Raw genomic sequence first — 11,630 nt, forward strand, 5'->3', positions numbered from 1 at the left:
CTTATCCATTTTCTCCCGCGCATATGAACGCAACTATTTTTGACGGATTATGTTTTAAGTTAAATACTAGTTGTTCCAAACATGGAAAAAGTTTTTTCCCGTTTTTTGGTAGGTTATTTGAAAAATATATCTCGACAGTGTTAGAATCCGCAGTCAACAAATCAAAAATTAGCGGTTACGAATTCATCCCAGAATTTGAGTATGGTAAACAGAACAAGGATTCTTCTGATGCTTATGTTAGATTAGGTAGTACACTTGTTATTTTCGAAGGTAAAGGTGGAAGAATTAGGAGGGAAACTAAGATATCTGCTGATCCACAATCTACTCTTGAGGATTTTAATAAATACGTAATCAAGCCTATCCTACAAGCCAACAAGGCATATATTGATATTTTAGAAACATCTCCAGAAAAGTTTAAAGGTGTGAATAAAGTTATAATATTATCAGTGTCTTTACAATCATTCCCTAAAGTCCCTAAGTATAATGAATTACTGTACAAAGAGGATTTTAGAAAGAAGCTGCACCCTCACGTAAAAGCAGTAGATTTTGTTGGTATTTCCGACTTGGAGCTTTTTGCGTTAATTATTAATAAACATGACTTTGCTCTAATGAGATTTATTATGAGTAAAAAGATGCATCATGAGTACATACCTTATCCTAACTACTATTATGAAAAGTATGGCGAGATCAAAAGAACCGAATTTCTGGATGAAATGTTAAAAGAAGTGACTAAGCAAATCAGAAAAACACTAAATATTAGTAAATAATTCGTAAAAATGTATTATACGAATAATGGTTCTTATTATTATCTTCTTATAGATTGAGGTGTTTTAAAGGATGAAAAACCTCATTTCATCCTTTTTTATTATTTTAACTAGTATTAGAAATACTAATTTTTCGATTTAAAGTCGATAAGGTTTAGGTATTCAATATTGTTACAAACTAAGTTCTTTAGCTTTAGTATAAATAGTGCTTCTAGGAACATTTGCCATTTTAACAATATCATTGACGCTCAATCCGTTCAATTCTTTATCGAAATAGCTTTAAAGCTTTCCTAACGTCCTTCTCAGCCTTTCCTACTCTCCCCATATGTTTCCTTTGGGCTTTAGTCCTTTCACGCTCTACTTCCGTTCTCTCAGCAATTAAGTCACGCTCAAATTCAGCAATTGCTCCTAGCATATGTAGCTGTAAAACGTCCTGATCATCCAAGGAAGATGCAGCATGATTTAGTTTCTGAGCATATATTGATAGTGGAAAAGCTGCTTAGTCGGATATTGCAAGATGATGAACAAGTTCATCATTTGGACTTTAATAGGCAGAATAATAAAAAATCTAATATCTTAGTATTAAAAAAGGGAATGCACACTAAATTACATAATTGGATAGATCGTGCTGGTTTGCAGGCTTTTATAGAAGTAATGTCTGACGGTTAATATTATGTTGAACAATGCTTTAATTGTAATGAATACATTAAAAATAATGCGAATGAAAAGTTTTGTGATAATCATTGTAAAAAAGAATTCTATGAAGAGTACAAACACATTCCAATTAGTAAAGAGGAATTGCAATCAATGCTTGAATTAATCAATAAAATTGAGATTGCTAAGAAACTAAATACACATAGAAGTAATATTGATAATTCGCTTAGGGATTACAATTTGATGTAGTCTTTTTTTATTTTTTAGGGCTGTAGCTCAATGGTTAGGGCAACACTCTTTTTAACCACCAATTTGAGAGTTTTTTGTTGTGGGTTCGAGTCCTAGCACCCTTTCCTATTAAACGAGTAATTCTATAATCCTCCGACTATTTATCTAAGAGTCTTGAAATATGCTAGAAAAAAGTAAATAGATTTTTTATTTATAAAATATCTTACACTGTGTAATTTTAATGGTATAATTTAGATAATAGATTAATAGATATCTACTAGATGAAATATATCTCTAGGAGGATATCTATGTGTAATAAAGGGAGGAAGAAAAAAATGAATGCGTCTGCTCCTAAAGTCGTAGATTTTTTCAATGCATTCTCTAACAAACAAAAATCTAGTAATAAAAAATCTGGATTTTCATCTCTTTCAGATAAAGCTTCTAAACAGTCTTCGAATTTTAAAAGACGTAGTAGAGATAGAGACTAAAGGTGGATAAATATGGCTAAGAATCAAAAATTTTTAACAAAAGAAAATTGGAAAGATATTAAACGCGGATGGATTCATGAAGCTGTTATTCCATTCACACCTGAAAGACCATTAGATTTCTTTATTCCTGACGGAACTGATCCAAGTAAAGGAACAATCGAAAATAGTAACGGCACTTTCAAGCCTGGGAGAACACAAAAGGCAGTGTTTACACTAAAAACACGTAAAGTTGTAATTGTCTCAAATGATGAAAATTGTGCTGACGAAGACATTTTTGAAGTAACCGTTGCTCCGATTTACAGTGTTTATGAAGAAGATAAATCAGAAGAATGGTATCCTTTGGTAGTTAATGGAACACACCCTTATTTTGCACATCTTCCTAAAGAGATAACAGGTCGGGAATGCGTTGTTGACCTCTCAAACATAATGTCTATTTCTAAAACAATGCTTTTAAAAGATAAAATTGACATTACTGATAAAATGGATAGCATAGAAAAAGTTTTGGAACTTTGCCTTTCTTTGGGTGCTTATAAGAAAGTGACCCGTACTAGTGAAGAAGATGCCGTTTAAATAACTTCACTGATAAATTTAATCAACATTTTACTACATAAGAAGTCCTTCACCTTAATTTGTGAGGGACTTCTTCGTTTTTTAATTAATTTATTACATAAATCTTCCATGGAACATGCGTTTCTAGTAGAATTATCCTTGGGAGATGAAAAAAATAGCAATGAGTAATAAAGAAGTTGAAGAAATGGTTCTTAATGCTAGTTATTTACAAGATTTATTGTTAAGGACATTTTCAGATGCAATAGATGCTTATGATGTATTGTTTAAATATGAAGGTGATATGAAATACGTCCTTTCTTTAATTTGTTAAGTGTGTCATATCAAACCTTTTTAGAAATGCAGAGGGTGTATCACCAAAATGGATTAGAGCATTATGAAATTGATCCGTTCTCTAGTGATTATCAAAACTTTAAGGTCCAATTAAAACAGGTTATTACCCAAAAGGAAACTAATACTTCCTGGCTAACTTTACAGTACAATGCGCTTGTGGAAAGTAAAAAATCTGTATCTGAATTTATTGGTAATTCTATAAAAAGTACTAGGTAATATTTAGTTGCATCCTCTCGAGGGTGCTTTTTTATTTGTAGCTTCGAGTCTTATCTGCCCGTGCAATTAATGTTACAATATACTCATATTCCAAATAATGGAGTGATGAGAATGTCAAACAATAATTTATCCTTACCAGATAAATTAATTAGTAACACGATAAAAGGTGATTTATTAGAGAAATATTCAGAAAATACATTTTTAAGAGGACTCATTCAAATTGTTCCTTATGGAGGTTTAGTTGATAGTGTCTTGACAACCTCATATAATAATATTTTAGTTGATCGAGCAAAAACTTTTTATGATGAATTAGGAATGGGGAAAATCGAAATTACACCAGAGATAATTAAGAATGAAGATTTTTTACACGCTTATTTTTCAACATTTAAGGCTGCAATTTATACAAAACAAAGGCAAAAGATTAGATTTTTCGCTCGGCTACTGAATAATTGTTTGATATCTGGTGTTATTGGAACTGCCGATGAATATGATGATTATTTAAAAATTCTTGATGAACTAACTTATCGAGAAATAGCAATATTATTTATTCTTGATAAATATGAAAGTAAAAGTGAAATTAAGGAAGACCAGAACGACTTACAAAGAGCGAATTCTTTTTGGGCTGATTTTGAAAAAGAAACCACTGAAACATTAAATATTTCATCTAATGAATTAAAAGCTTTTTTATCTAGGATTGAACGGACAGGTTGTTATTTAATATTTACTGGTACTTTTTTAAACTATTCTGGTAATAGAGGGCAATTAACGGAAGCCTTTCATAAATTAAAAAAACTAATACTGTCAAAAGATGAGGATTTAATCTACTATCGAAGATCCTAATATTTTTGCAGGAATTTATTACTCTCTGTCGAATATTGGTAAAAAGTAACTGAAATTTGTTTAGGAGTGATATGATTGATTCAGCAAAAAGATTATTTTATTACAGCCAAAGATAATGAATATTATCAGGTTATAGCATTAGTAACGAATTTATTAAAAAAGGCAAAAGACGAAGGGAATTATCCAGTTTGGGGAGAAACACTTGAAAAGTTGAAAACAGAATTAGAAGAAAATCACGGTGAGAATGTTACGCCTTGGCAGTTTAATATGATAATCACTATTCTTTTAGATTACGTGCCTGAAAAACTAAAAAGTATTGATGTTTTAACCGATTAATCTAATCATAGAAATCCACGTAATAAAAGAAGTGAGAAATTTGAGTTGGACTGAAGAAGATTTAAGTAATTAGAATCTTGCGGAAACATCGGAAACATCGGAAACAGAATTTAATTAATTTATTACAAAAATAAAGCACCCTTTTTCAAGGGTGCTTTTGCTTTGTGATAACATGTTTTTTTCCTGAAATAGTTTGTTTTAATAGATTAGGGAGTATAACTACTCAACATTCATAATGTTAACTTTTTCATTATGTTACTGATATGCAGAACATTTGATTCTGTTAATGGTTCATCACATATGAGAATTTGTTTGTTTGTGTACTTATAACTCGGCCAATTATGGAAGTTAAAAATGGATTTATAGCAAAAGAATGTTTATTCAAATCTATATATGCTAGATCCTCTCTATCGACTTTTAATAATAGTGTAACTACTTTTAATAATTCTTGATAATTATTTACTAAAGACTTATATAATTCTATGAAAACCTCATAGTTCAATTCAGACCCTCTCGGAATTAAACAGTTTAACAAATACTCAAAATCTGTTTTTATTATTTTTTTCTTCTATTTAACTTTATAATTAGTTGTCTTAAGTTTTTATTTTCATTTTTAAAATTTACATACTCTTCTTTTGTGAAGTTCATAATATCACCTTAGCTTGATTACTTTGTTTTAGATTTTCCACTTAAGGTATAAGAATGGGAAAGGATGTGAAAAATTTACATCCTTTACTACTAAAGATACTTAGTCGTAAACAATACCAAAAAATATAGAACAAAATTTAATTATAAAATTTTCCAACTTTAATATAAATAATTTCTTATAATAAGTATGTGTAGTTATGGTTTTTAGGAAAATACACCTAGGCAGTATGGGGGATTAGATTTTTAAAGAGAGAAAATTTGTATATTCCTTTATTTAGATTTAGTTTACTTTTAACTATCCATAAACCATGTTATCGATACCTAGAAAGGGGAATGTTCAATGAATTTGGAACTAAAAAAAAGAGATGAAAACCACCTTTCAACCGAGATACTAGAACTTCAGGAAACAGTAAAAAGGCATTTAGCCAACTCCAAATCTGAAAATACAAAGCTTGCTTACCGAAATGATTGGAAGCAGTTCTCTGATTGGTGTCAAAAGAATGGTCTCAGCAATCTTCCGGCTGAGCCAGAAACCATTTCTTACTACATAACCTTTTTAGGGAAAACACATAAAGCTTCCTCCATTAAACGAAAAATCACCGCGATTTCCCAAAGACATGAAACCGCTGGTTATCCAAGTCCTACTAAAACAGCTCTTGTTAAAGGTGTGTGGGATGGCATTCAACGAGAAATAGGCATTAAGGAAGTGGGAAAAGATGCACTTTGGCTCCATGATTTACGCCAACTCATTAGTGGGATTCCTCTGAATACCTTAATCGGTCTACGGAACCGGGCAATGTTAGTGATTGGGTGGGGAGGGGCATTACGAAGGAGTGAACTTATTAACTTAAATATTGAAGATATTACTAAAACACGGGATGGCATAATCCTTCAATTAAATAGAAGTAAAACTGACCAAAAAGGAGAAGGTCATGAGATTGCACTTCCTTATGGAAGTAACCCGTTAACATGTCCGGTTCGTAGTTTAGAAGATTGGATAGCAGCATCTGGCATTTCAGAAGGTTCGTTGTTTCGAAGGATTCATCGACACGGGACACTTCTTGGTAGGTTGACACCACAGTCTGTTCGATTGATTGTGAAGAGCTGTTGTGAAAAAGTGGGATTAGATTCTAATAGGTATGGTGCCCATAGTTTAAGAAGTGGTTTTTGTTCTACTGCAGCTAAGGCAGGGAAAGCTGAACATCAGATCATGAAGCAAACTCGGCATAAGCGTTCGGATTCTCTGCAGAGATACATAAAAAAGGCGAATTTATTTGAGGATAATGCAGCCAGTGGTATTGGTCTATAACTTTTCACCAGGAGATTTTTAAATTACAAGTGTGTTTAGATGAACATTGGGGTTCAAGCCTAACAAATGTGAAAAAGATAATCTATTGTTTTTCAAAAAAATTATTTTTCAATATTGAAAATCTTTTATAAAACCGTATATACTAGAAGTAGATTATTTTTTTGCTACCCTATTTCGGGTAAGCGGGTTTTGTTAACAATTAGGGTTCTTTGGAACTGTTTAAAAGAGAATGGTAGTTTTATTTACTATTGTCTTTTATACATTTCCAAAGGACCCTTTTTTATTTGGTTATCCACAAATTTAGCTGAATTATTAATAACATTTTTGGAGGTAAGTTTATGTCGAAAGTTGATATGAAAAAAATTTTAAAAGAAGAATTTAAAAATGACGCTATTTACCGTTTATCTCTCTTATATGATTTAGAAAAAGATTTATTTACAGAAGGTATTCTCACTCTTTTTATAGACACAAATTATAGTACTGTTGAGGCGGGAAAAATCATTGGAAAACCGGATTCAACGATAAGGAATCATTTTCGAACTGATTTGGTTGATTATATTTCTCCTGTGAGGTGTGGGAAGTACTATCGATTAAATTATCAAAGTATATTCCGATTGCATTTAATTTTTTTATTAATGGGAAAAGCCTCGAAAACCACGATTGATCTATTAGCTCATATCGATGAGCATCAAAAGAAAACAGAAAAGATTAATTTTATTGGGAAGGGGGTGGCTAGAAAAAATGGCTGTGATAATTTATTAGGTGATGAAAAGTTTAATGAATACAGTCGTAAATTCATTAGACACTTTGATGGATTAAATGATTTAAGAATAAAAATATTAGATTTTGAAAAAGAAATAGAAGAGATCGAGGAAACAATCGACCGTTACCACTCTGAAATGAGCATCTTCCAAGAAATGCTGACTCTGTATCCAACATCGACATTAAAAGAAAAGCATAAAGGAAGTTGGATATTTGGATTTTGGAAGAAAAAAGATGAAATTGATGAAAAATTATTGGATAAAAAAGCAAAAATTAATCAAAAAATAAAAGAATATGAAATAAGAATTAATAACTTAACTAAAAATAAAAATCTTCTCAAAAAGTCACTAATGAGAAAAAAAGAAGCTCTAAGTTGCGAATGTATGAACTTGGAAGAAATATTCAAAACAGACTATCTTGCAAATTAAAAAATATATAGGGTATATCCAAGTGTTTTTTATAATCTTGTCATGGAACATAACACTATAAAATAAATAAGACCTTTTCACTTTGTAGGAAAAGGTCTTTTGATAAGTTATCGAGCTAATTCTTGCTCAATTTTTTCTACATGTATTTTTGCTAGTCGACTTATTTCGATTTTACCTTTTGTACAAAATTCAATATATCTTTCTAAAGAATGCTTATGTTTATGAAGAGCTTTAATTCCAGATGTTGAATCTTTCTGTGGAACAGATAGATTCTCTAAATATCTATCCCAACATTTAAAGGCATTTCCTACATTTAGAAAAGTTCCACCTTTTGGAATTACATCGTATATTCCTGAATAAAATTCGGCTAATTTTCCTAAACAAAGTTGAGATTCTAAACCATCTAAATTACTTCCATCTTTAAAATATCTAAACGCTTTTTTCGGATTATCGAACAAAAAGTATTCTCCGAGTTCTAGACTGGCCTTGGATGACCCCAATTGGATAGCCTTTTCTAATATTTCTATTCCTTTTTCGGGATCCTCAAATGTGTCTCCAAGTCCCTTTAAATAATCTCTTCCTTCATAATAAAGACTTTCCATTAGTTCGGTAATACTTTCAGTTTCTGCATGATCATTGTATTCTGAAAAAGCAGCATTATTACTCCTCACACTTAAGTTATACTTATTTTTTACCTCTTGAATTAACGGTATCACTTCATATATAGGAATGTTAAAAAATTCTCTATTTGAAGATACCCGATAACCTTTTTCTTCTAACACTTGATGTATGATTTTTTCTGCAATTGTACAGTCAGAAAAAATATCTTTATAAACTAGGCTAAATGGAGTAGGAATACCAGTTGCTGCTGACAATTCATTTACTCTAGTTAATGGATCTCTTTTCGTTTTTCCTATTTTCACCATACCTTCAAGTGAAGGGTTAATTAAAACATAAATATATCCTTTGTCTTGTTGAACTTCTTCATTTATTGTATTATCTTCATTTTCAAGTTGTGAAACAATGATGGATGTATATTCAAATAACTGATCATTATCAAAAGGTTGTATTTCATATATTTTGTATATTTCATTTAAAACATCAAGGTATTGGACATAAACATCATTATGTTCAAAATAATCTAGAAAAATAATTGTAATCATTAACCGATAATCTTCAAAAGATATATCATTAAAAGCTTCTTTTTTTATTTCTAAATTTGTTAAAATGTCTGCTTTTACCTGTTGCTTTCCCAATTATTGTTACCACCTTTATGGACTAATTAATATACCATTTTAATTATATAAATAATTTCTAGTTTTTTCTATATTATAATAATTAAAATATAGTAAAAAATAATCCATCCCTGAATATAAATTTACGATATTAATAGGAATCCCGGATCTTATTGAACGAACAGGATGCATAGTCCTAAAAAGGTGTTTTCATCACTATTAGATAATAAATTTAATGCCTTGCTAAATGGAGTAACTGAAGGATATTAATATGAATCAAAAAGAATTTGAGTGGCTCATTAAATAACCACCAAATATATGATATGAGTATTCTATTAGGAAGGTTGCTGATTATGTAATGATGGAAATATGTTGATTCTTTTCTTTCCTAAAAAAGAATTTGCAAAAACCAGAGTCGAGTCGTTAAAGAATGGAATTTTTTCTAAGCTGTACCGATTAACTTATATGATTTGTTTTATCGGCAAATGTTGCGTCAATAAACTCTATTGATTAGAAGCACTCCAAATAAAATAGCACCCTTTGTATGCATACAGGGAATTTTATTATTATTCTTCTTTTACTGTTTCTCTACCCAAGTCTTACTTATTGTTGCACTCATTACAAAACTGTTAAAGAGGACTCGACTATGACTTGTATATATTAATACATTTTGAAAGTTAACTTGGTTTGTATAAAATAGGGTTTTATAAAAAAAATCCCACCATTTTTTGTAAGTGTGTGGCTAATGAGCTATTAGTCTTTTTGCTTCAAAAGTCCAAATTTATCCTTAATAGATAAATCCAACCATAATAGCGAGCATTAACTCTAAAAATAACATTTTATAAAATACTGAGAATACAGGAGAAAACGTGAGTTTTCACTTTGTTTATTGAGGGAGGGAGGTAGTGTAATAAGAACTCATAGCAAATAATTATAGGTTTGGGTCCTTCTAAATAATTCCAAAACAAATAATTTAGTTTATAATACAACTATAATAAATTTTTTAAGGGGCTTTTTATGGAGTTAATTACAGGTAAGGTCATAATAATTTCTATATTTCTTTTGATAATTACAATGATTGAGACATTGGCTTATTCAACAAGGATTTCAGGAGCAAGGGTAAAATTAATTGCAACTGCGTTATCTTTGTTTAGTACACTGGTAATTGTTTCAAGGTTTTCTACAATGATACAACAACCTCTTACAGCAAAACTTATCGCAGAAGCACCAGATTTAAACAAATTGCAATATATAGAGGAACAGTATAGGATTTTAATCGCAGTAACCTCGATTGGGGTGCTGTTGGGAATACTTCTTTTTCCGACGTTCATAAATATCTTTTCAAGAGCAATTATTCAGCTTTCAAATCAACGTGGTTCAATAATTGCACTGTTTGTTAATCAATCCAATCTAAATAGTATTAAAAAAATAGTGATGTGTTTTAGGCTACCAAGACTTTCGTATTTAAAGGGGATTACATTAAAAACCATTCCAAAACGACTCTTAGTGATTAATGTTATTATTTCTGCTGTTTTTACAATCGGGGTACTATCTTCCATTTATGCATCAATGATAGTTCCCAAAAATTATGCTCAAGCTGCATTAATGTCATCTGGTATTATTAATGGTATAGCAACTATTTTATTGACCTTGTTCATTGACCCTAAAGCTTCCGTATTAGCTGATAGAGTAATGAAAAAACAAACTGATTATATTTACTTAAAAAGCTACTCTTTAACGATGATTAGTTCTAAATTTCTGGGTACAATTGTTGCTCAACTTCTACTTATCCCTGCTGCATATTATGTAGCTTGGTTTGCTAAGTGGATTTAATGAGTTCTTGTTCAACTAACGGGGTGCTTTTGTTTAATATCCTAAATCATCAACCAGCTGAAAATATGCAATTACGTATGGAGAGCGATGGTCCATTTTATGTAGCACCTAATATTCACTTAAAAGTGATAAAATTGTATAATTAAGAAAAAATTGTATGGAGTGAAAGATAATGATCAAAAATGCAATAATAAAATTATTTAAAGCGTTGCTGCCGGTAATCAAGGAAAATAGTGGTGCTATTATTGAATTTCTTACTAATGGCATTAAGGAGTTATTTAAGCAGAAGACGGATGACCGAATTAAACGTCTTGAGCAAGAAATTGAACAACTAAAATTAAAGATACACGGTTACGAAGAACAAATTACATCTGAAGCCGAACGTCTGAAAGAACTTTTAAATCAATTAAATGAAAAGGAAACTTTCACCAAAGACCAATTTGAACTAATCAAAGAATATCAAATAAAAATTGCTGTAATGGAAGCTCAACAAAAATGTTATCAGGAATTTATGGAGAACTTGAAGTCAAAAGTAACAGATGCTCAAGAAGAAAAGACTGTATTAGATAAAGAGCTAAATAAAAAGAAAGACGAGGCATACTCTATAAATAATAAATCTATTGAAAATATAAGTTCAAATCCAATTCTTAATAAAAACTTATTAAAGTAGGATATGCAGAATCGGAATGAAAAAAAGATCTGAAAACATCCATATAATAATAAAATTCCTCTTTTAATAAAATGTATGTTCGAACGCTTATCCTGCTGAGAGCAAAATATTTGAAGTAAAAGGTCTTTCTACAAATGAAGCAATAGCTATGGAAAAAAAAGGGACAGTATAGATTTTTCAATAAAAGATAGTTAAAGGTAGAGTCAATTAAATTAAAGTTTGTGAACGATTACAATTAAACAAAACCAGCTAATAGTTTGTCAACATTTTTCAATAAAAAGTTTAATAACCTCATGATATACTAAAAATGTTCATGCCA

The 11,630-nt window shown here is 30.4% G+C and carries 12 protein-coding genes and 1 pseudogene; 11 read left to right on the forward strand and 2 right to left on the reverse strand.

Annotated features, from left to right (window positions below; all coding sequences use genetic code 11):
- The first annotated feature begins 23 nt into the window (after nucleotides 1–23).
- Entirely contained in the window at nucleotides 24–767 is a 744-nt protein-coding gene (locus AC3A54_RS14025) for a hypothetical protein (protein WP_487654889.1), read from the forward strand.
- A 168-nt stretch (nucleotides 768–935) separates the two neighbouring features.
- Here the strand turns inward: AC3A54_RS14025 and AC3A54_RS14030 are convergent.
- A pseudogene (locus tag AC3A54_RS14030) lies at nucleotides 936–1,191 on the reverse strand (recombinase family protein); the annotation flags it as partial.
- Nucleotides 1,192–1,214: 23 nt separating this feature from the next.
- Here AC3A54_RS14030 and AC3A54_RS14035 point away from each other — a divergent pair.
- The 8 genes from AC3A54_RS14035 to AC3A54_RS14070 all read left to right on the forward strand — a co-directional run bounded on the left by AC3A54_RS14035 (nucleotide 1,215) and on the right by AC3A54_RS14070 (nucleotide 7,573).
- Complete coding sequence (locus AC3A54_RS14035; protein WP_487654890.1) at nucleotides 1,215–1,433, forward strand: hypothetical protein; 219 nt, start codon at nucleotides 1,215–1,217, stop codon at nucleotides 1,431–1,433.
- A gap of 548 nt (nucleotides 1,434–1,981) precedes the next feature.
- Nucleotides 1,982–2,134 (forward strand): hypothetical protein, encoded by a 153-nt coding sequence (locus tag AC3A54_RS14040; RefSeq protein WP_487654891.1) that lies wholly within the window; start codon nucleotides 1,982–1,984, stop codon nucleotides 2,132–2,134.
- 12 nt (nucleotides 2,135–2,146) lie between these two features.
- Nucleotides 2,147–2,704 (forward strand): hypothetical protein, encoded by a 558-nt coding sequence (locus AC3A54_RS14045; protein ID WP_487654892.1) that lies wholly within the window; start codon nucleotides 2,147–2,149, stop codon nucleotides 2,702–2,704.
- Nucleotides 2,705–2,864: 160 nt separating this feature from the next.
- Entirely contained in the window at nucleotides 2,865–3,014 is a 150-nt protein-coding gene (locus AC3A54_RS14050) for a hypothetical protein (RefSeq protein ID WP_487654893.1), read from the forward strand.
- A gap of 347 nt (nucleotides 3,015–3,361) precedes the next feature.
- Nucleotides 3,362–4,090: a hypothetical protein gene (locus AC3A54_RS14055; protein WP_487654894.1), complete on the forward strand. Its 729-nt coding sequence runs from the start codon at nucleotides 3,362–3,364 to the stop codon at nucleotides 4,088–4,090.
- A gap of 75 nt (nucleotides 4,091–4,165) precedes the next feature.
- Entirely contained in the window at nucleotides 4,166–4,426 is a 261-nt protein-coding gene (locus AC3A54_RS14060; protein WP_487654895.1) for a hypothetical protein, read from the forward strand.
- A gap of 988 nt (nucleotides 4,427–5,414) precedes the next feature.
- Nucleotides 5,415–6,383: a tyrosine-type recombinase/integrase gene (locus AC3A54_RS14065; protein ID WP_487654896.1), complete on the forward strand. Its 969-nt coding sequence runs from the start codon at nucleotides 5,415–5,417 to the stop codon at nucleotides 6,381–6,383.
- 338 nt (nucleotides 6,384–6,721) lie between these two features.
- Complete coding sequence (locus tag AC3A54_RS14070) at nucleotides 6,722–7,573, forward strand: hypothetical protein (RefSeq protein ID WP_487654897.1); 852 nt, start codon at nucleotides 6,722–6,724, stop codon at nucleotides 7,571–7,573.
- A gap of 107 nt (nucleotides 7,574–7,680) precedes the next feature.
- Here the strand turns inward: AC3A54_RS14070 and AC3A54_RS14075 are convergent, their stop codons facing one another.
- The gene (locus AC3A54_RS14075) at nucleotides 7,681–8,829 is read right to left on the reverse strand and encodes a GIY-YIG nuclease family protein (RefSeq protein ID WP_487654898.1); all 1,149 of its coding nucleotides are present in this window, start codon (nucleotides 8,827–8,829) and stop codon (nucleotides 7,681–7,683) included.
- Between the two features lie 996 nt (nucleotides 8,830–9,825).
- On the opposite strand from AC3A54_RS14075, the gene AC3A54_RS14080 reads away from it, so the two are divergent.
- Together AC3A54_RS14080 and AC3A54_RS14085 are read left to right on the forward strand one after the other, a co-directional pair.
- Nucleotides 9,826–10,641 carry a lipid II flippase Amj family protein gene (locus AC3A54_RS14080; RefSeq protein ID WP_487654899.1) on the forward strand — a complete coding sequence of 272 codons (816 nt, stop codon included), beginning with the start codon at nucleotides 9,826–9,828 and terminating at the stop codon, nucleotides 10,639–10,641.
- Nucleotides 10,642–10,813: 172 nt separating this feature from the next.
- A complete protein-coding gene (locus AC3A54_RS14085) occupies nucleotides 10,814–11,311 on the forward strand; it encodes a hypothetical protein (RefSeq protein ID WP_487654900.1) in 498 nt (165 codons plus the stop codon).
- The last annotated feature ends 319 nt before the right edge of the window (nucleotides 11,312–11,630 follow it).

The organism is Neobacillus sp. Soil_C_43, from assembly GCF_057656715.1.

What these genes read in the sequence shown, in the direction of transcription:
- AC3A54_RS14070 (WP_487654897.1), top strand. Translation starts at nt 6,722, where the DNA reads ATGTCGAAAGTTGATATGAAAAAAATTTTAAAAGAAGAATTTAAAAAT.
- AC3A54_RS14040 (WP_487654891.1), top strand. Translation starts at nt 1,982, where the DNA reads ATGAATGCGTCTGCTCCTAAAGTCGTAGATTTTTTCAATGCATTCTCT.
- AC3A54_RS14045 (WP_487654892.1), top strand. Translation starts at nt 2,147, where the DNA reads ATGGCTAAGAATCAAAAATTTTTAACAAAAGAAAATTGGAAAGATATT.
- AC3A54_RS14035 (WP_487654890.1), top strand. Translation starts at nt 1,215, where the DNA reads ATGCAGCATGATTTAGTTTCTGAGCATATATTGATAGTGGAAAAGCTG.
- AC3A54_RS14055 (WP_487654894.1), top strand. Translation starts at nt 3,362, where the DNA reads ATGTCAAACAATAATTTATCCTTACCAGATAAATTAATTAGTAACACG.
- AC3A54_RS14080 (WP_487654899.1), top strand. Translation starts at nt 9,826, where the DNA reads ATGGAGTTAATTACAGGTAAGGTCATAATAATTTCTATATTTCTTTTG.
- AC3A54_RS14050 (WP_487654893.1), top strand. Translation starts at nt 2,865, where the DNA reads ATGAGTAATAAAGAAGTTGAAGAAATGGTTCTTAATGCTAGTTATTTA.
- AC3A54_RS14085 (WP_487654900.1), top strand. Translation starts at nt 10,814, where the DNA reads ATGATCAAAAATGCAATAATAAAATTATTTAAAGCGTTGCTGCCGGTA.
- AC3A54_RS14065 (WP_487654896.1), top strand. Translation starts at nt 5,415, where the DNA reads ATGAATTTGGAACTAAAAAAAAGAGATGAAAACCACCTTTCAACCGAG.
- AC3A54_RS14025 (WP_487654889.1), top strand. Translation starts at nt 24, where the DNA reads ATGAACGCAACTATTTTTGACGGATTATGTTTTAAGTTAAATACTAGT.